General features: G+C 60.9%; 13 protein-coding genes. All 13 read right to left on the reverse strand.

The genetic code is table 11. From position 1 onward, the window contains the following. Positions 1-98: 98 nt before the first annotated feature. Positions 99-314: a hypothetical protein gene (locus ACPQ6D_RS07795; RefSeq protein ID WP_423223744.1), complete on the reverse strand. Its 216-nt coding sequence runs from the start codon at positions 312-314 to the stop codon at positions 99-101. A gap of 26 nt (positions 315-340) precedes the next feature. Beyond that, positions 341-2,533, reverse strand: coding sequence for a S8 family serine peptidase (locus ACPQ6D_RS07800; protein ID WP_423223745.1), 2,193 nt, complete (start codon positions 2,531-2,533; stop codon positions 341-343). Positions 2,534-2,966: 433 nt separating this feature from the next. Further along, entirely contained in the window at positions 2,967-5,018 is a 2,052-nt protein-coding gene (locus tag ACPQ6D_RS07805; RefSeq protein ID WP_423223746.1) for an LVIVD repeat-containing protein, read from the reverse strand. Positions 5,019-5,115: 97 nt separating this feature from the next. Next, positions 5,116-6,375 carry a WD40/YVTN/BNR-like repeat-containing protein gene (locus ACPQ6D_RS07810; RefSeq protein WP_423223747.1) on the reverse strand — a complete coding sequence of 420 codons (1,260 nt, stop codon included), beginning with the start codon at positions 6,373-6,375 and terminating at the stop codon, positions 5,116-5,118. A 12-nt stretch (positions 6,376-6,387) separates the two neighbouring features. Beyond that, entirely contained in the window at positions 6,388-7,884 is a 1,497-nt protein-coding gene (locus tag ACPQ6D_RS07815) for a glycosyl hydrolase (protein WP_423223748.1), read from the reverse strand. A 995-nt stretch (positions 7,885-8,879) separates the two neighbouring features. Beyond that, a complete protein-coding gene (locus ACPQ6D_RS07820; RefSeq protein WP_423223749.1) occupies positions 8,880-10,883 on the reverse strand; it encodes an LVIVD repeat-containing protein in 2,004 nt (667 codons plus the stop codon). Positions 10,884-10,939: 56 nt separating this feature from the next. Beyond that, on the reverse strand, positions 10,940-11,803 hold the full coding sequence (locus ACPQ6D_RS07825) for a WD40/YVTN/BNR-like repeat-containing protein (RefSeq protein ID WP_423223750.1): 864 nt from the start codon (positions 11,801-11,803) through the stop codon (positions 10,940-10,942). 488 nt (positions 11,804-12,291) lie between these two features. Then, complete coding sequence (locus ACPQ6D_RS07830) at positions 12,292-12,756, reverse strand: hypothetical protein (RefSeq protein WP_423223751.1); 465 nt, start codon at positions 12,754-12,756, stop codon at positions 12,292-12,294. A gap of 694 nt (positions 12,757-13,450) precedes the next feature. Continuing rightward, entirely contained in the window at positions 13,451-15,442 is a 1,992-nt protein-coding gene (locus tag ACPQ6D_RS07835; RefSeq protein ID WP_423223822.1) for an LVIVD repeat-containing protein, read from the reverse strand. 22 nt (positions 15,443-15,464) lie between these two features. Further along, a complete protein-coding gene (locus ACPQ6D_RS07840) occupies positions 15,465-16,751 on the reverse strand; it encodes a WD40/YVTN/BNR-like repeat-containing protein (protein ID WP_423223752.1) in 1,287 nt (428 codons plus the stop codon). Then, positions 16,736-17,437: a hypothetical protein gene (locus ACPQ6D_RS07845; RefSeq protein WP_423223753.1), complete on the reverse strand. Its 702-nt coding sequence runs from the start codon at positions 17,435-17,437 to the stop codon at positions 16,736-16,738. Before ACPQ6D_RS07845 ends, ACPQ6D_RS07840 begins: the two co-directional genes overlap by 16 nt. A gap of 983 nt (positions 17,438-18,420) precedes the next feature. After that, entirely contained in the window at positions 18,421-19,437 is a 1,017-nt protein-coding gene (locus ACPQ6D_RS07850; protein WP_423223754.1) for a Rieske (2Fe-2S) protein, read from the reverse strand. Between the two features lie 300 nt (positions 19,438-19,737). After that, complete coding sequence (locus ACPQ6D_RS07855; protein ID WP_423223755.1) at positions 19,738-20,541, reverse strand: DUF4397 domain-containing protein; 804 nt, start codon at positions 20,539-20,541, stop codon at positions 19,738-19,740. Between the last annotated feature and the right edge of the window lie 167 nt (positions 20,542-20,708).

Here is a 20,708-nt window from a genome sequence, read left to right on the forward strand (position 1 = left end):
CGGTTACGCCGATCACATTGATCGCGTACGCTCCCGGTGTGCTGCGGCTGTGTTGCCGAGGGTCAATGTGGGGTTATAGGCGGCGGACGGGATTGCCGCTAAACCCGATCATGACCCGGCAGGCCGCCAGTCGCGCTCAGGCTCACCGGCTGGTTGTAGCCCAGGATGGCGCCAATGGTCAGGGTGTAGATGGCGCTGGCTGGCGCACACGGCCGGCTGGCCGGCATGGCCGTCAAGGTGAAGTCCGGCCGTAGGGTGCAGTTGGCGCAGATCAGGGCAAAGCTCTGATCCGTCGGATCCTGGTTGTACAACACCGCATCGCCCGGCAGGTTGGCGGCCTCTAGCGGATGGTGGCAGTGTCGCCGTGCGTGCGCAGATAGACGTTTTCCAGGTTGTTCCTGGCGTCGGCCGCGCCGCCGCTGGTTGACCAGCCGCGGCTGAAGACATTGCCTTTGTAGGTCACTGCGCCATCGGTCACCGTCAGGTCCAGGTTATTGACGAGCGCTGGATTGGCGCCGACCGCGCCCGGCGCGTCGCTCCAGGCCAGCGTCACTTTGAGCGGCCGGGTGGGGTCGGGCACGCCCACCGTGACTTCCCAGAATTCGCCTGTGTCGTGCAGCACGGTGGACTGATCACGATAGACCATGGCCAGGCCGCTGCTGATGACGTTGGTCAGGTTGATGCGCCCCCATCCTTGCAGAATGTTAGGGATGTCGCCGCTGCCCATGTCCACGGCGCCGTTGACGAGCAGCGCTTTGGCCATGGCCGGACTGGGATTGGCGCCGGCGTTGAAGCTGCGCCACCACTGCGTGATCAGGGCCAGGGCGCCGGAGGTGTGGCCGGCGGCCATGCTGGTGCCAGAGCAGTAGGCGTAGAGATTGTGGGCGCCGGCGATGGCCGTGCTGCAATCGCCGCCCAGGTGGTTGCGCGTGGATGCGATGTTTTCGCCCGGCGCGGCAAGTGTTGGCCCATAGCGGCCATCCACCGTCGGCCCACGGCTGCTGAAGTCAGAAATGGCATCTATGTTATTAGTCCAGCCGGAGCGTATATTTGTGCTGCTGGCGGCAACGATCAGGTTCTTGGCCTCGGCGGGCGCGGTCAGCGTACTGGCAAGGTAGCCGGCGTTGCCGGCCGAGAAGACCTCGATGAACGGCTCGGCGATGGTGGGGGTGTCGAAGTTACCGTCCAGAACGATGAAATCGTGCGTACGCTCCGTGGCTTGATAGCCATGATTGATCCCTTCGCCGCTGGTCCAGGCGCTGTTGCCGCCGACTGCCCCGCCCAGGATGGCGCGCCGGCTCATTTCCTGCCAACCGCCGGCCGGCGGCCAGGCGTTACCCGAGAGCGGATTCATGGCGAAGATGTTGACGCCGGGGGCGATGCCCAGGCCGTAGAGAAAGCCCTGCTCATTGCCAAAGCCGCCGGTGCCGCTGCTGGCGATGGCGCCGGCGACGTGCGTGCCATGACCGCCGCCCGCGCAGTCGCTGCCCGGTTGGCCGGGGATGCTGCACGCGCCGGGAAAATCAGCCCCGCCCACGATGCGGCCAGCGAAATCAGGATGGTCGTAATCCACCCCGGTATCAATCGTGGCCCAGGTGACGCCGCGGCCATCGAAGCCCAGGTCCGCCAGCCAGGCGCGATAGCCCGGAAACGGCCGGCCGGCTGCGTAGTTGCCGGCCAGGATCTGATCGGCCGCTTCATCCTGCACCTGCGGCTGCGGGCTGGCATAGGCCACAGCCAGGACTGCGCCGAGTTGGCTGACAGCAGTCAGTGCGTCGGCGTCCAACGTGACGATGGCGTCGAAGAAGGCCCGGTCCGGCTGCGAGGGAAAAACCTGCAGAAGCTGAGCGCCAAGCTTTGCCAGCGCCGCCAGAGTCTGGTCGGGCTGGCCGTCGTTGTAGAACATCACGTCCACATGTTCGATGCGGCCGCGGTGGTTGTGCAGGTCTGCGTTGAGCTTGTAGGCCGGATGAAAGGCGCCCTGCCAGCGCACCGCGTCGGACACGGCGGCGGTCTGCGCCTGCGCCAACGCGCCCCAGACCAGGTAAGTGTTGGAGGGGTAGTACTGCAGCGGCTTCAATCCAGCCGCAGTCAGTTCCGCTAGCCAGGCATCCTGGATAGGGCCGACGAACTGCACCAGGCGCAGGGCAGGGCCGGTATCCAGGGCCCGCATGTTCTCCGGCAGATCAGGTTCTCCTGCGACCACGGGATCAAAGACGAAATCACGCACCTGTACCTGGCCGGCATTTGCGTCCACAGTGAAGGGCAGGCCGCTGGCGCGAAGTCGGGCGAAATCGGTTGTGTTCAGCTCCAGCCACCGGAAACTGCCATAGTTGATGGCTGCCTGGGGGGATAGGCCGAGGGCAGTCACATCACTGACGGCAAAGCCAGGGATGCGCACGAAATGATCGCCGCCGCCAGGCGCCAGGGGCGCCGCGCCGGCCGGCAAGACGACCAGCAGTGCGAGCATCATGATCAGCGCCAGTCCACGCAGGCGCCACAGCGTGTCGAATCGAAAGAATCGAGTGAGCATCAGGTACTCCGTCCTCCCCTTGCGCAGGCTGGCTGCCCCACACAGCGCCGGGCAAGCCGAAATCGTCCTCGCCGACACAGGCCCCTTACCCGACGAGCCTGCGCAAGGTTGGTGTCTTGCGATCAACCCTCGCAGGGGTGCGTGGACATCGCAACGTTGGCTTATGGCGGCGCTGCGTGTCTCTGAGTGCGTCATCTGGTCGCAGCCCTGCGAGGGGGATCCCCTTGCGCAGGCTGGCTGCCCCACACAGCGCCGGGCAAGCCGAAATCGTCCTCGCCGACACAGGCCCCTTACCCGGCGAGCCTGCGCAAGGTTGGTGTCTTGCGATCAACCCTCGCAGGGGTGCGTGGACATCGCAACGTTGGCTTATGGCGGCGCTGCGTGTCTCTGAGTGCGTCATCTGGTCGCAGCCCTGCGAGGGGAGAGGCGCAGGCTAACGCCTCTGCTGCACGAGCGGCAGGTACCGGGGCCGCAGCACGGCATGGCGCAGGATGACCAAGCCGCCGCTCTCCGCAGCCACGTACACCTGGTCCCCCGCCACCGCCACATTCCAGGCATAGCCTGGGGTGACATACGCCGCCACCTCCCGCGGCCGCGCCGGGTCGCTCACGTCCAGCAGGCGCACACCGGCCGGCCCGTCGGCCAGATAGACCCACGTGCCCTCCACGGCCACGCCCCACACCAGGCCCGACGTGTCAAAGGTCGCCACCAACTGCGGTTGCGCCGGGTCGTGAACATCCACGATGTGCAGCCCTTCCTCGCGGCCCGCCACGAAGGCCAACGTGCCGCTGATGGCTACTTCCACGGCCACTCCGGGCGTCTGCCACGCGCCTGCCTCGAATGGGCTATCGGGCTTGGAGACATCCACGATGCGCAGCCCGGCCGCCCCGTCGGCTAGGTAGACCAGTGGTAAGTCCGGTGAGGCGGCAACCGTATACGCACCCCCTGGCGAGTCGAAGAGGCCAATCTCCGCCGGATGAACCGGGTCGCTCATGTCCAGTGAGTACACACGGCCGTGCATGCGATCGACCGCATAGGCATAGCGTCCCGCAATCGCAACATCCCGGATAAAGGTATCGTAGGGTTGAAAGAAACTCAGTTCCCACGGTTGGCCGGGGTCCTGCACATCCACGATGCGCATCCCTTTTGGCCCGGCCGCCACGTAAGCGATCTGCTCGTCCAGGGTGATGTTCCAGGCCATACCCGTGCTGTCGTATGCGGCCATCTGCGCCGGCTGGTCGGGTTGGCTGACATCCACGATGTGCATGCTGCCATCATGATCCGCCACATAGGCCAACACCTGGGGGGTACAGCTACCAGCCTCACACACCGACTGCGACGCCAGGCTGACCCCATACGCACGCCCCGGCAGGTTGAACCAGCCCACGCGCATGGGGGCGGTGGGATCGGCGCCGCTGATGACCTGCAGACCCCGGCTGCCGCTGGCAACGAATGCCAGGGGTGTTTCCTGCCCTGGGAGGATTGCGAGCGCCACCTCACCCGCCCCTCCCAGCGTGTCGTAATAGCGCCAACTGACCAGCGGGCGTTGTGGATTGGCGACGTTGACAGTCTTCACGATTCCGCTATCTGCAAGAACGAACACGCGACGCTCCGCCGCTGCCAGCCTGGAGATGAATCCGATGTATCCCATCGAAGCTCCCACCACGCGACGTGGTTGGGTGATGTCGCTGAGGTCCATGATGTCCACCCCGCCATCACCGCCAATGTAGGCGTAGCTGCCTGCCAGCGAGACATCACCGCTTTGCATCATCCCCATGTAGCCACTGTAACTGGCCGTCAACACCGGCTGGTCGGGGTCAGTGACATTGACGATGTAGTAATAACGGTGTTCATCGGTGACATGGGCGAACACCTGGCCCGGCACGCTGGTCAGGTCGGCGGCCACGCGCCAGGCATGGCCCGGCGTATCGTAGAAGCCGGTCTCCCGCGGTTGGGTTGGGTCGCTGACATCCACGATGCGCAGACCAGCCTCGCCCACCGGCACGTACACATAGACCGACCAGGAGCCAGCCGGGGTGGGGACCGCCGCCGCGGCAATGTCCTCAGCCGCCGCCGGAAGTGCGAAGGAACCTGCAAGCGTGGGCAAGAGTGGATCGGTGAAATCCACGATGGAGAGAGTCGCGCCGGTCACTAGGTAGAGAAAGGCAGGCGGCTGGTCGCGCCGGTTGACGTGCGCAGGTGCGACCGCGGCAAACGCCATGGCATCCACGGGGGCCGAGAGCGCCAACGATCGCCCGACCAGGACGGGCATCGTGGGGCGAGCGATGTCCAGCACTGTCACCGTATGGCCCAGGCCGATTGCCGCGTAGGAGCCAGTCAGCGCCACGCTCGAGACATCCCCAGCAACCTGGGCTGTCAGGATGAGGTTCTCCTGCGGCCAGACCGTGGGGGCGCCGTCTGGCACCAGGCCGCTGGTACGCAAGAGAACCGGGAGCAAGAGCAGCCATATCCAATGTTTGAACATCGTTGTTGATCCTTTGACCCCGTCAGTAGAAACCCGTTTTCTTGGAGAAACCCGTTTTCTTGGAGAAACCTGTTTTCTCCAAGAAAACGGGTTTCTGTCAAGACACCGGCGGCGCATTCAGGCAGTTCCACGTCAACCCGCCGTCGTCTGAATGATAGTAGTGAAGATTGCTGCCAGCCTGGGTCGAGAGAAACAGACTCAACGGCCGGGTACGGAGCCCGGTCTTACCAGCCAGCGGCAAGTACGTCTGGTGATTGAGCGTTGCACGGACCGCAGGCGACGCGATACCTTCCGGGCTATTCCTCTCCTGGCGCAGATCGCCAATACCCGGTGCAACCTGGTTGGAATCACCGACCCGCCTCCTGACATCGAGGCGTGGTTTCTGCACACCGCTCGCGATGACCGACCAGTTCGCGCCATCATCGTAGGATACCAGCACAGCATTTTCGGTCGCAATGAACAGCGTGCGATCTTCGACAAAATTGGGTGAAAGATCCAGGTCTGCTATATGAGCTTCGCCGCCAAGACTAAACACCGGTTGCCAAGTCACCCCGCCGTCCTGACTCTTGAACAAGGTCTGCACCTGCGCCCCAAATACCGTGTGATCGCGGGCGAAGTTCGGCGAAAACATGATCAGGTAGCCTGGCCCTGGTTCTCCTTCAGGCCGCTGCCAAGTCATGCCGCCATCCGTAGATCTTATCAGATAATCCGCCAGGCCATACAGAGTGCTGTCTTCGGTGAAAGTTGGCGACACATACAAGAAATAGGCGTTGGTCTCGTCCCACACCGCCTGCCAACTCAAACCGCCGTCGTCGGAGCGCAAAATACCCAAACCGGATTCAGTGGGGAACAATGGCTCAGCGCGAACCGCAAAGATCGTTTCTGCACGATCCGTAGTAAACATGCCTAGGCAATTCGGATCACAGGCTGTACGTTCTTGCCAGGTGATGCCTGCGTTCGTACTGCGCGCAATCCCATAGATTTTGCGCCGGTAATGCCAATGTCGAATGTAAAGCGTTACGTCTGCGTCTTCAGACGCACGAACGACAGCCAGGTCGGAGGCTTCTTCGCCAATGACTGATGCACGATAGATCATTTGCCAGGTAGTCCCGTTGTCCCGACTGCGCCAGAGTTGTGGAGAGTAGACAAAAAAGAGCGTGCGATCTTCCTCGTAAACTGGAGAAGGCACGAGATTGCTCCAATACAAATATGGAACAGACGAACACAACGGCAACGTAGAATGCGCGCCGTCTGGCTCTGCGCCGGACAACGCCCCATCTACCCCGCTGTTAGAAATCATGAGGAATGCAACCGTGATCCATTGAAGTATTATCATCAACGGCCTGATTCGCCGCATTGGCCCCTCCCTTCACGGTGTTGGCGTATACGTTGGCGTGATCGTCGGTGTTGGCGGCCACGCCGGGTCGTAGCTGGCCCATTCGTTTCCCAAGATCGTCAACCGATACGGCGGCGTGCCAGTCGCCTCTGGTTCCATCAGGCGCGTCCGCGCATCACCATCAGCCACACTGAACCAGGCAAGGCGGCGATAACCAGGATTCTCAGATGACCCCATGAATCCGGCCATCGGTTTCATCAGGTAGTCTCGCACATCTGGTCGCGAAGGAGTGGGAGTAGGAGTTCCGGTAACTGATGGAGGACCATACAAATAGCCATACTCTGTAATCCAAAACGGTCTATCTCCGACCTCAACGGTTTCAGTCGCCCGAAAAGCCGCCACATAAGTTGGAAGTTTGGTTCGCAAGCACGAGTCAACCACCTCGTTAAGCGGTCCCGAATTGCATTCAGTACTGCCTGTATAGGGGTAGACGTGCAGATGGATGCCATCGAGGCCCAGCGATGGCGTTGGAGTAGTCGTGGCGTCTCCATCTCGCAGTCGTCGCAGTTCAGTGATGAACGCTACCCACCAGTTGGTTCGATCAGCATGATATTGCCCACAGCACAGAACGCGAGCCGTAGGGTCTACTTCCTTGATCGCCATATACACCCTGGCGTATTCTTGCGCGGCTTTCACCGCCAGCTTTTGCGTCTGCGCGTTTAGGTCAGGTGCGGGTGTTACATTCTCGCCCCACTGACAAGTTACATCAGACGTATTGGCACAGAAAACTTCTGCACATTGTCGGTAGACGAAATAGGCTGTGGGCGTAACGCCTGGCGTAACGCTTGGAATCGGCGTCGCACGCAGCTTGATCGCAGGGTGATCCGGCTCATTGAAAACCAACCAGGTGCGTCCCGGATGCTGCGCAACAAGCGCGCGCAAGGGGTCAGTGGAATTCCCGAAGAATCCGCACCACACCATCGGCACGAAGCCAAGGTGATCATACTCGCCATAATCGTTGTTGTATCCCCAATCGTACCACCAACCCAGATTGAAATTATTCAAATGGGAGGTATTGGGCCATGTGTAGTCCTCATCAAGGGCATTACCAACCCCTTTCCAGCCATAGAAAACGTTGACATGTGGAAGATAAGTGAACTGAGTTGTCTGTGGCAGCGACAGTATCACCGCAACTGGTGGCGTAATCGTACGAACATCGTCAGGTGTTCGAGTAACGGTGGCAGTCCGCTGTGGGGTGGATGTAGGGGTATCAGTGCGTGTCGGCTGGGGATACGCATGGCGGCGCTCGTCCAATACGCGGGCCAGGGCCTCATCGGTGATGACGCCGATCGGCCGGGGCGTCTGGATGGGCGAGTTGAAGAGCAGCCGGCTCATGTCGTCGTCGGCGCCGGCCTCACGGGTGGCGTCGCTGTTCGGCGCAGAGAGGGTAATGGTAATCAGTCCGCTGACACGGGCAAGTACCAGCAGCGGCCATACACCGCGTGGTTTGCCTGGTGGGTTAGGGGCCATGACATCCTCCTCGAAGTGTGCATGGGCTTGACTGTCAACCAGTGCAGACGGCTGATGCGTCTCACATCATCAGCATAACACCCCTCATCGGCCCTGTCAATCCCCTTTTTGCGCAGGACGCATGAAATCCCCTTGCGCAGGCTGGCTGCCGCACGAATCGCCGGGCAAGCCGCAATCGTCCTCGCCGGCACAGGCCCCTTACCCGGCGGGCCTGCGCAAGGTTGGTCGCCACCCTCCCCTTGCGCCGGCTGGCTGCCCTACGCCGCGCCGGGCAAGCCGAAATCGTCCTCGCCGACACAGGCTCCTTACCCGGCGGGCCTGCGCAAGGTTGGTCGCCACCCTCCCCTTGCGCAGGCTGGCTGTACCACAAAATCGCCGGGCAAGCCGAAATCGTCCTCGCCGACACAGGCCACTTACCCGGCGAGCCTGCGCAAGGTTGGTTGCCATCCTCCCCTTGCGCAGGCTGGCTGCACCACACAGCGCCGGGCAAGCCGAAATCGCCCTCGCCGGTACAGGCTCCTTACTCGGCGAGCCTGCGCAAGGTTGGACGATTTCTCGGCCGCCAACCCTCGCAGGGGCCAATGGACATCGCAAAGCCGGCCGGTGACGATGTTGTGTGACTCTGAGTGCGTGGCCCGATCGCAGCCCTGCGAGGGGGATCCACTTGCGCAGGCTGGCTGCCGCTCGAATCGCCGGGCAAGCTGACAGCGCCCGCCGCGGCGCAAGTTCCTTACCCGGCGGGCCTGCGCAAGGTTGGACGATTTCTCGGCCGCCAACCCTCGCAGGGGCCAATGGACATCGCAGTGAATGAATTCACGGTCTGATACACCAAAACCTGCTAAAGCAGGTTGGTGTTGGGTGCGACGGCTGAATTCGTAAGACTTGTGGAGAACGAATTCACAACCCAAACCAATGCGACCTGACAAGACCAGTTCCCACCAGCGCAACCCGCTTGAGCGGGTTTCACCTATCAGACACCGAATTCATTCGGTGGGCTACCGCACGAGCGGCAGATACCGGGGCTGCAGCACGGCATGGCGCAGGATGACCAGGCCGCCGCTCTCTGCAGCCACATACACCTGATCCCCCGCCACCGCCACATTCCAGGCGTAGCCAGGGGTGACATACGCCGCCGCCTCGCGTGGCCGCGCCGGGTCGCTTACCTCCAGCAGGCGCACGCCGGCGGGGCCATCCGCCAGGTAGACCCACGCGCCCTCCACGGCGACGCCCCACACGAGGCCCGGCGTATCGTAGGTCGCCACGAGTCGCGGCTGCGCCGGGTTGGAGACATCCACAATGTGCAGCCCCTTGTTGTGCCCTGCCACATAGGCCAGTGTCCCGCTCACCACCACATCCGTCGCCACCCCCGGCGACTGCCAGGAGCCGACCTCGGCCGGGCTGTCGGGCTTGGAAACGTCCACGATGCGCAGCCCCCCCATCCCATCTGCCAGGTAAATTAGGTTCTCCACCGCCGCGACCGCATACGCTCCTCCCGGCGAGTCAAAAATCTTGGCCAGCCGCGGCCGCTCTGGATCCGCCACGTCGAGCACGAACAAACGCCCGTGCCGGTGATCGCTCGCGTACGCATAATGACCCATCACCACCACATCACGGATGAAGCTGTCAAAGGGGCTGAAGGAACCAAGCTTCTGCGGCCGCGCTCGATCGTGCATATCCACCATGTGCAATCCCTGCTCACCGGCCGCCACATACGCCACATCCCCCGCCAGCGCCACGCTCCAGGTCATGCCTGTGCTGTCATACGATCCGAGTTGATGCGGATTTTCAGACTGGTTCACATCCACGATGTGCAAATCGCCATCGCGATCGCTCACATAGGCCAACGTGCTATCGGCTGTCGCTGCTATCGTCACTGCGTGAGTATTCCCCGGCGGATCCAGCGAGCCGATGCGCTCCGGATGGGTGACGTCGGCCCAGCTTATGATCTGCAAGCCATGCCGTCCGCTGGCCACGTAGACCAGGGCATTTTCCTGTCCCGGTAAGGTCGGCAGAGCAATCACTTCTGCCGGCGCAGTGCGTGCCCAAAAGCGCGCGGCATGGAAGAACGGACGCCGCGGATCGGCCACGTCAGCCATCGCCATGTTGCCGCTTTCGCCAACAACGAACGCTCGATTCTGGGCAATCGCCAGCCTGGGTATGAAATTCACCCATCCGCCGGCGCTGCTAGAGCTTACCTGCCGTGGCTGGGTGATATCGCTGAGATCGAGGATGGTGATCCCGCCATCACCACTGACATAAGCATACCCTTCGGTCACGGCCACATCGCCATAAACGCCGGCGTGTGTGGCTACCAACACCGGGTGCGCGGCATCGGTCACCCGAACAATACGCAAAGAGCCGAGCTTGTCTATCACATGTGCATAGATCTCGCCGGGTCTGCTCGTCAAGTCGGTCGCCACTCGCCAGGTGAACCACGGCGTGTCGTAGTAACCCACCTCCCGTGGCTGCGCTGGATCGCTGACCTCGATGATGCGCAGCCCTGCCTCTCCGGCTGCCACATACGCGGAGATCAACCAGCCCCCTGTCTCCGCAGGCATGGCCGTCACCGCCATATCCTTCCCTGCTCCCGCCAGCGCACAGGAACCAACCATCGCTGGCAGCGCTGGATTGCTGAAATCCACCACGAACAGCGTCGCATCTGCCACGACGTACAGGAATGCGGGCGGTCGTTGGGCCTGCCCCGGCGCTGTCGTCGCAAAGGCCAGGGCGCTGACTACGCCTGGAAACTCCAGCGGTTGCCCCAGCAGCGCCGGATTTGCAGGGTGCGTGATGTCCAGCGCACGCACGGCGCGCCCCAACCCGATGGCAGCCCTCTCCCCCTCCACCGCCACCGCGGTGACATCCCCCGTAAGTTGCCCCACTATCACCAACCCCTCCGGAGGCAGCGTCGGCGCCCTCCCCTCCTCCTTACGGCCGACCCACACAACCAGAGGTAGCATGAGCAACAGCGCCAGCAACCATCCCCAACGTTGGAACATCACTTCTCCCCTTCACCCGCCGCACAGGGCAACAAAACGAAGCGAGGCGTATGATCCTACCGCTCTGGCGGCGGGTTCATGTTACGCCAGGTCAGTCCCCCATCACTCGAATAAGGATGGTGATTTCCTCCGTAACCAACCGTGGTAACAAACAGGCTCAGCGGCCGATACCTGACCCGGCTGTCATTCTGGTCGCTTGCAGAAGGCGTATCACCCGCGCGTCGTCTCACATCGAGGTCTATCAGCTCTTCCTGACCGCTGAACACCACCGACCAATTGACGCCATCATCATACGAGACCAGGACACTGCGGGACGTGCCGATGAACAGCGTGCCATCCTCGCCAAAATCGGGCGAGATCTCCAGGTCTTTAATCCCTTCATCCTCACTCAGGATCAACACGGCTTGCCAGCTCAACCCACCATCCTCGCTCTTGTACAAGGTGCGCCCTCGCCCCCCAAACACCGTGCGATCGCGGGCAAAGTCCGGTGAATACACCATGGGCGCATCCGGCCGCGGTTCCTCGGTTGGCCGCTGCCAACTCATCCCCCCATCTGACGAACGGATCATGCCGCTATCAACCAGGGCATAGAGCAAGGCATCCTCGTCGAACGCAGGCGAGATGTAGAGATGATACGCATTGCTCTCACCCCACACCTCCTGCCAACTCAGACCACCGTCGTCTGAACGCAGAATCCCCATCCCAGAATGGGTGGGGTAATAGGGCTCCACCCGCACGGCAAAGATCGTTTCTGGTCGATTGGTCGTGAATATCTCCTGGCAATACCAATCGCACGTCGTGCGTTCATCCCACGTGTCGCCCCCGTCGGTGCTGCGCACCAGCCCATAGATATCGTACCAAAAATGCCAATAGCGCACATACACCGTCAGCTCAGACGCGCCGGGCGAGCCCACAGCCACAAGAGCATTGACATTTCCATCTTTGAACGGCGCTTGATAGATGACTCGCCAGTGTGCGCCGTCGTCCCTGCTGCGCCAGACCAGCGGCGTGTGGCCATAGTAAGGGTTGAAGAATATCGTATGGTCATTCTCGTAGACCGGCGATGGAACGATATCACCTCTTCTGGCCGTAGCTGTAGAGTCAAGTGACGAGAAGGATGAAAAGGACAGAGGGATCTGGCCTGACTTGTGCTCGAGGGTCGCCGGTAGAGCGCCATCGGCCCCGACCAGCCCCGCGCTGACCGTACAACAAACAACAATACATTGACATATCGTGATAAGCAGCTTGACGGGCCTCATTGTACGCTTCTCCTTACGGCGTTGGCGTCACTGTCGGCGTCGGCGGCCACCCGGGATCGTAACTGGCCCATTCGTTTCCTAAGATCGTCAACCGATAAGGCGGCGTGCCAGTCGCCTCTGGTTCCATCAAGCGCGTTCGCGCATCACCATCAGCCACACTGAACCAGGCAAGGCGGAGATAACCAGGATTCTCGGGCATTTCCCACCCCCTTCCAGCCATAGAGAACGTTGACATATGGAAGATAAGTGAGCTGAGAAGTCTGTGGCAGCGACAAGATCACCACAGATGGTGGCGTAATCGCTCGAACATCGTCAGGTGTTCGTGTAGCGGTGGCAGTCCTCTGCGGGGTGGATGTGAGAGTACCAATACGTGTCGGCTTGGGGTATGCATAGCGGCGCTCGCCCAGCACGCGGGCCAGGGCCTCATCGGTGATGACGCCGATCGGCCGGGGCGTCTGGATGGGCGAGTTGAAGAGCAGCCGGCTCATGTCGCCGGCCTCGCGGGTGGCGTCGCTACTCGGCGCAGAGAGCGCCATGGTGATCAGTCCGCTGACACGGGCAAGTACCAGCAGCGGCCATACACCGCGTGGTTTGCCTGGTGGGTTAGGGGCCATGAAATCCTCCTCGAAGTGTGCATGGGCTTGACTGTCAACCAGTGCAGACGGCTGCTGCGTCTCACATTGTCAGTATAACACCGCCTCATCGGCCCTGTCAACCCCCTTGCGCAGGCTGGCCGCCAACCCTCGCAGGGGTGCGTGGACATCAGTGCGTTGACTTGTGGCGGCGTTGTGCGCCTCTGAGGTTGCCATCTTGCCGCAGCCCTGCGAGGGGGATCCCCTTGCGCAGGCTGGCTGCCGCTCGAATCGCCGGGCAAGCTGACAGCGCCCGCCGCGGCGCAAGCTCCTTACCCGGCGAGCCTGCGCAAGGTTGGTTGCCATCCTCCCCTTGCGTAGGCTGGCTGCCCCACAAATCGCCGGGCAAGCCGACAGCGCCCGCCGCGGCGCAAGCTCCTTATCCGGCAAGCCTGCGCAAGGTTGGACCTTCTCGGCTGGCAACCCTCGCAGGGGCCACGGAAAATCGAGCCCCGTGAATGAATTCACGGTCTGATACACCCCCGTGAATTCATTCACGGTCTGATACACCAAAACCTGCTAAAGCAGGTTGGTGTTGGGTGCGACGGCTGAATTCGTAAGACTTGTGGAGAACGAATTCACCACCCCAACCACCGCGACCTGACAAGACCAGTTCCCACCAGCGCAACCCGCTTGAGCGGGTTTCACCTATCAGACACCGAATTCATTCGGTGGGCTACCGCACGAGCGGCAGGTACAAGGGCAGCAGCACGGCATGGCGCAGGATGACCAAGCCGCCGCTCTCTGCAGCCACGTACACCTGGTCCCCCGCCACATTCCAGGCATAGCCAGGGGTGACATAGGCCGCCGCTTCGCGTGGCCGCGCGGGGTCACTCACGTCCAGCAGGCGCACGCCGGCGGGGCCATCCGCCAGGTAGACCCACGCGCCCTCCACGGCCACACCCCACACCAGGCCCGGCGTGTCGTAGGTCGCCACGAGCTGCGGCCGCGCGGGATCGTGGACATCCACGATGTGCAGCCCTTCCTCGCGGCCGGCCACGAAGGCCAGCGTGCCGCTGATGGCTACCTCCACCGCCACCCCGGGCGTCTGCCAGAAGCCGACCTCGAACGGGCTATCGGGCTTGGAGACATCCACGATGCGCAGCCCTGCCGCCCCATCGGCCAGATAGACCAGGGGCAAGTCCGGCGCCGCGGCCACCGCATACGCTCCCCCCGGGGTGTAGAACCGACCAAGTTCCACCGGCTGCGTTGGGTCACCGATATCTACCAGGCGTAACGCTCTTGCGGCGCGGTCGCTGACGTAAGCGGTCGTCCCCTCTACTGCCACATCCCGAGCAAAATCGTCAACGCCCCAACGAAGAGGATCGAAGATACCCACATTTTGTGGCTGGGATGGATCAGCCACATCCACAATGTGAAGGCCAGGGCTTCCAGTAGCCACATAAGCCAGTGTGCCAGCGAGAGCCACATTCCAGGGCATACCGTGGGTGTCATGGGCGTCTAGTTGAATCGGGTTGGTGGGGGTCATGATATCAACAACATGCACGCCACCGGCACGATCGGTAACATAAGCATAGGCGCTTTGCGGCCTGACGTCTATGGTCACACCATACGCATTACCCGGCAAGTCGTAGCTGAACAAGGCAGTGGGGTGAGTGAGGTCGGTCCAGGAGACAATCTGCAAACCGCGGCTACCGCAAGCGGCCACGATCAGTGGAATCTCCTGACCAGGCATACGCGGTAAAGCGGCAACAGCGTATGGTTCGCCAACGGTATCGTACAAACCTGATGGTTGATACAATCCCCATGGCGGTGTTGCGCTCCGCAGGGCCAACCGACCAAATTGTCCGAAGATCAGCAAGACATGATCGGCCACTCGCAGTCTGTCCAAAATACCCACATAGATGTAAGTCTCATAGACCTTCTGAGGCTGAGCAGGATTGGCTATGTCAAGGATTTCCAATCTATCCAGGTCGCCCACAAAAGCGAACCCGTTCGCGACGGCGACTCCGCCTCCTTTGAGGCGGTTATTGAAACTACCATAAACAGCGGTCTGGTCAGGGCGGGCGGCATCTGTGATGTCTATGATGGTCATGATGCTCAATCGGTCAACGACATAGGCGTAGATACGGCCGGAAGCCATCATCATATCCACAGCCAAACGCCAGGCGTATCCAGGTGTGTCAAGGAAGCTAGTCTCGACAGGGTGCAACGAATCGGTCACATTGATGAGCCGTAAACCAGACTCTCCGGCCGCAATAGCCGCATAGACTTGCCCGCCCTGTACCTGGTAGACGGAGATCTCTTCTCCCATGGCCGGCAACACGCGATGACTTATCGGTAGTGGGCGGATCGGATCACTAATGTCCAGAATGACGAGATTGACCCCGGCAAGTGCGTAAAGATAGTGAGAAGGATATCCATTCAGAATAGCAATATTGTGTACGGTGCCTGGTAATGATGGCGACCGTCCAAGCATGAGCGGCATGGCCGCATGGCCGACATCGAAGACAACGACGTTCTGTTCGAGACCAATGTAGGCGTAGGGAGCCATCAAAGCCACCGCCGACACATTTCCTTTCAACTCGGCCGTCATGATCAATTGATGCTGGCTCAACGATGGCAATTGCCCAGCCATCTGAGGAGGCAGCCAGACAGTGATAGTCGAAACAATGGTGATCAGCAGACGGAGACTTGCGTTTGACATCACAGAGTTGCACAACTCCTTTTCAGTTCTCAACTGGCGGCAAGGAAAGGCAGTTCCAGGTCAATCCACCGTTCTCGGATCGGTAAAATGTTGTCTGCTGCCCCGGCACCGTTGCCGAGAGAAACAGTGTGAGTGGCAGCGGCCGTGGTCCCATGCCACCGACCAGGGGCAGGAAAAGTCGAGGCGACTCCGATTCCATAGTCGTTGGAATGGATACCGTGAGGGCGGGAGGCATCCTCGAGGTTGAACGGCCGCTGATCGTAAGGCTGTATCGAAATCGCTCGGAGATAAGAACATTCCAATTATCGCCCGCATTGTAGGAGACTAATACTTTGCTTTGCGTTGCCATGAAAAACGTATGATCTTCGGAATAGTTCGGCGATATGGCAAAGTCCATGATCGAATCATCGCCTAACGTAACGACTGTCTCCCAGGTCAGGCCTGCATTCTCGCTCCGAAATAATGCACGGCCAATGGTGGCAAAGAGGGTATGATCTCGGGCAAACGCCGACGAAAACACCAATTCTTCTACCGGACTACTGCCAAGTCCGCTATCGCGCGGCGTCCAGGTATTGCCGCCATCGGTCGAAGCGATCAGCCAGGAGACAGGCGGTTCATGCCATGACCAGGTGCGTACGAAGATAGTCCGATCGTCCACAAATGCGGGTGATACGTGAATTCCCCATATACTTGCCTGATTCCATTGCGTCTCCCAGGTCAGGCCACCGTCGTCTGAGCGCAACACCCCCCTTCCTGGTTCAAACACATAGTAAGGCTCTGATCGGCCGGCGAAAATCGTCTCTGGCCAATCGGTGGTCACCACGGTAATGCAGTTGGGGTCGCACGAGGAGCGTAACTGCCATGTGTTGCCGCCGTCTGTGCTACGAACGATCATTTTGGTAGTTCTCGGATCAGGGAAATCATAAGCATAAACCACATAAAGCCAAAGCGCAGAACTGTCCGCTAGCGGTGGAATGCTCAACTGGGTTATCCGGCCGGATGGGTGGGGCGCTTCGTAGACGCGTCTCCAACAGTGACCATCATCGGCGGTAGACCACAAAACAGAGCCCTGGCTATAGCGAAAAAAGAGGGTATGATCCCGGTCATACAAAGGCGATGGTATGATCTCGCCGTATGAAGATGGGTGCGGACAGGCGGGTAAGAGAGGCGCGATTTCTGAGGAATACGCATGAGTGCTTCTGACATCGGCCATTGTGTTCACGCTTGCGGCGCCGATTGTCCACAGCATCACCACAACCCCGCCGATGTACCAAAGCGAGCTGCGAACCAAGTTCATTCTGTTATCCACAGGGGCTTTCCTTCAGTCTCTGGGCTCGGCTGATGAACATCGTTCCAATAGGCGATGAGATTGCTTGCAAGGCAATCATGAAAGACAACACTCACTGGCGAGCTATTGTCACACGTTGTACTACCAGTGTAAGGGTAAACATGGATATGCACGCCGCCGAGGTGATCATACTCGCCATAATCGTTGTTGTATCCCCAATCATACCACCAACCTAGATTGAAATTATTCAAATGGGAGGTATTCGGCCATGCGTAGCCTTCGTCAAGGGCATTGCCAACCCCTTTCCAGCCATAGAAAACGTTGACATGTGGAAGATAAGTGAGGTGAGTTGTCTGTGGCAGCGACAAGATCACCGCAGATGGTGGCGTAATCGTACGAATACCGTCAGGTGTTCGTGTAACGGTGGCAGTCCTCTGCGGGGTGGATGTGAGAGTACCAATACGTGTCGGCTTGGGGTATGCATAGCGGCGCTCGCCCAGCACGCGGGCCAGGGCCTCATCGGTGATGACGCCGATCGGCCGGGGCGTCTGGATGGGCGAGTTGAAGAGCAGCCGGCTCATGTCGCCGGCCTCACGGGTGGCGTCGCTGGACGGCACAGAGAGCGCCATGGTGATCAGTCCGCTGACAAGGGCGAGCGCCAGTAGCGGCCATGCACTGCGTGTTTCACGTGGTGGGTTAGGGGCCATGAAATCCTCCTCGAAGTGTTCATGGGTTTGACAGTCAACCAGTGCAGACGGCTGCTGCGTCTCACATTGTCAGTATAACACCGCCTCATCGGCCCTGTCAACCCCCTTGCGCAGGCTGGCCGCCAACCCTCGCAGGGGTGCGTGGACATCAGTGCGTTGGCTTGTGGCTGCATCGCGCGCCTCTGAGGTTGCCATCTTGCCGCAGCCCTGCGAGGGGGATCCCCTTGCGCAGGCTGGCTGCACCACAAATCGCCGGGCAAGCCGACATCGCTCTTTGCGATGTGGGGCTCTTACGCGGCGAGCCTGCGCAAGGTTGGCTGATTTTTCCCTTGCCAACCCTCGCAGGGCTGCGTGGACATCAGTGCGTCGGCTTGTGGCGGCGTTGTGCGCCTCTGAGGTTGCCATCTTGCCGCAGCCCTGCGAGGGGGATCCCCTTGCGCAGGCTGGCTGCCCCACAAATCGCCGGGCAAGCCGACATCGCTCTTTGCGATGTGGGGCTCTTACGCGGCGAGCCTGCGCAAGGTTGGCTGATTTTTCCCTTGCCAACCCTCGCAGGGCTGCGTGGACATCAGTGCGCCGGCTTGTGGCTGCATCGCGCGCCTCTGAGGTTGCCATCTTGCCGCAGCCCTGCGAGGGGGATCCCCTTGCGCAGGCTGGTTGCACCACAAATCGCCGGGCAAGCCGACATCGCTCTTTGCGATGTGGGGCTCTTACGCGGCGAGCCTGCGCAAGGTTGGCTGATTTTTCCCTTGCCAACCCTCGCAGGGGTGCGTGGACATCAGTGCGCCGGCTTGTGGCGGCGTTGTGCGCCTCTGAGGTTGCCATCTGGCCGCAGCCCTGCGAGGGGGATCCCCTTGCGCAGGCTGGCGGCACGAAAGATCAGCCGGCAAGTGGCAGCGCTCTCCTTGACGACCTGTCGTCAAGGAGGCGACACGTCGCCGCGCGCCAATGTCAAGCCGTGACAGTTCGTCGTCGAGCAGCTTTCACCAGTGGCTCGGCGCTTTTTTCCCAACTAAGTTGCTGAGCTTGCTCGCGGCCGCTTCGGCCGCGTCCGAATCTTCCCACTCGTCCAGGTAGGGCGCGACCTTGCCGTTGATCGGCAGACCGCGGCCGTCTACAAAGCCCTGCTGACGCAAGTTGAAGCGGCGGCGCGAGAAGAGAGCATCCTCGCGCCGAATCTGCTGCGCGGAACGTTTGAGGAAAGCGCGCATCATCCACCAGCCCTGCGCAGGAATGACGGTTTGCGGCACGTGGTAGATCTCGTGGATGATGGACCGTGCGGCGCTGATGGGCGTGATATGACTCTCGATCACCATGCCCTTGCCAAAGCCGTCGTAGACCTCGTTGCGCACCTGGTAGGGCGTCGGCCCCCAGACACGCGTGCGGGTCAACAGCGTGCGCCCCAGCGGCGCCCGGTAGCCTAGTTCGACCAGGTTGACCTCGCCCTCTTTGCCCAGATAGCGACACTGGTTGAAGACGCCGGTGTGGTACTCGGACGGGTGCAGAAAATCGAGATAGTTCTCCTGCACGTGATAGACATCCGACTCGATCGTGATGTCAAACCAGAAGCGATGCGCGCCGGCCGGTCGAGCTTGCACGGGCGGCGTCGTGACGTCGGCCAGATCGTGCGGCAGCCGCACCCACAGGGCAATGCCATCATCCGCGGCCAGGTAACGCGGGAGCTGCAGGCGCGGCCGCTGCAGGCATTGACCGTCCTTGAAGCGCCAGCCGTGCCAGGGGCAGGTCAGGCCGCCATCCGCGCTGACTTTGCCTTCGCCCAAAGGTCCGCCCCAATGCGGGCAGACAGCCGAGGCCGCCTGTACGGCAAAGGGCGCGACGGCGCTGCGCCAGAAGACGATCTCCTGGTCGGCGACGGTCTTCAGCAAGGTGCGCCCCGGTTTCAACTCTTCGCTGAAAGCTGCTACGTACCATTGACCGGCGTGCGCCAAGGCGCCGGCGTCATTCGTCCCGTTGTTTTTTGCGTTTTCTGTTGTTGCCATGGTGATCTCGTCCTCCATCCCCGCTAACTGACCACGTACGCGCACGCCGTTTGCGCATGCGTGACGCGGTTAGCGGCGCTGTCTATTGTCGTTGATTTGGGGCTGTTCGCCAAAACGCGCGGGCTTGTTCTCCTGGGCCAACGAAAAGGAGCCGGTGTTGACCACCGGCCCCTGCTTGAGTAACAATACGCACCTTACGGATGACGCTTGCGCTTCAATGTCTTCTTCACATGCCCCACGAATCTGGACAACACTTTTCTATCCCGTCTGGCGCTCCATCATCCGGTTCGACGCCAACCGTTAGCGATTGCGCTGTCCGACCATGCGCAGACCACCGCCAGCCATCAGGAGCAGGGCGCCAGCCACCAGGGCCAACATCAGGAAGCTCTCACCACCGGTCGTCGGCAGTGTTGTCGGCGCGCTCGCCGCCTTGTGCGTCGAATCAACGCTCGGCACGGCCATCAGGGTCGGCTCGCCGCTGGCAAGACCCATCGCAAACACGGTGTAGACCGTGCCGTCATCCAGCTTGACGCCAGGAACGGAGAGCGCGACCGTGTTCGTTCCCGCCAGGCGCACTTCCAGGTCGTAGGTGCCAGCATCAACCGGCGTGTAGTCGCCGACGCCCTTGAAAGCAACATTGCTGAAGATCACGGGGCCGCCCTTGACAGCCACATCAACGGCCGGCGCATCCGGAGACGCATGAACGAAACGTACGTGAGCCTTACCGGCAGCCGGGGCGCTGTTGTTGTCTACCAAAACCAGCGGCTCGATATTGGCCACCTTGCCGACAGCCACAACCGTGTAATCCTTGTCATTATCGAGGGTCAGCGTCGCCGAAATGACTGCCGGCTCGGTCTTGCCCGTGGGAACCACCTGCACCTTGTGGTCGCCAGCGGTCAGGCCGGCATACTGCGTGATGCCCTTGAACGGCGCATTGGTGAACGCCTTGGCGCCATCCACCCAAACATCAACCGCGGGCGCATCTGGGGAGGCATGAACCACACGGACGCGAGGGCCAGCCGCATAGGCGCTGAACGTCGAAACCAGTAGTGATCCCATCACAGCAAATGCTGCAACACCTTTGAACAAACGACTGAACTTCATGACTGTAATCTCCTCTTAAATCTGCTGTTGTGCTACGCCTGTAAGAAACTTCTCTTACAAACCATTAACTAACTTGATGCAAAGTTTATACATAGTTTATGGTTTGCACAGTGTTTGTCATTACAATCTCATGATCGGTTAATGTTAGATGTGGCAATTGATGTGTC

Source organism: Candidatus Amarolinea aalborgensis, assembly GCF_900491745.1.
GTDB classification, from domain to species: domain Bacteria; phylum Chloroflexota; class Anaerolineae; order SSC4; family Amarolineaceae; genus Amarolinea; species Amarolinea aalborgensis.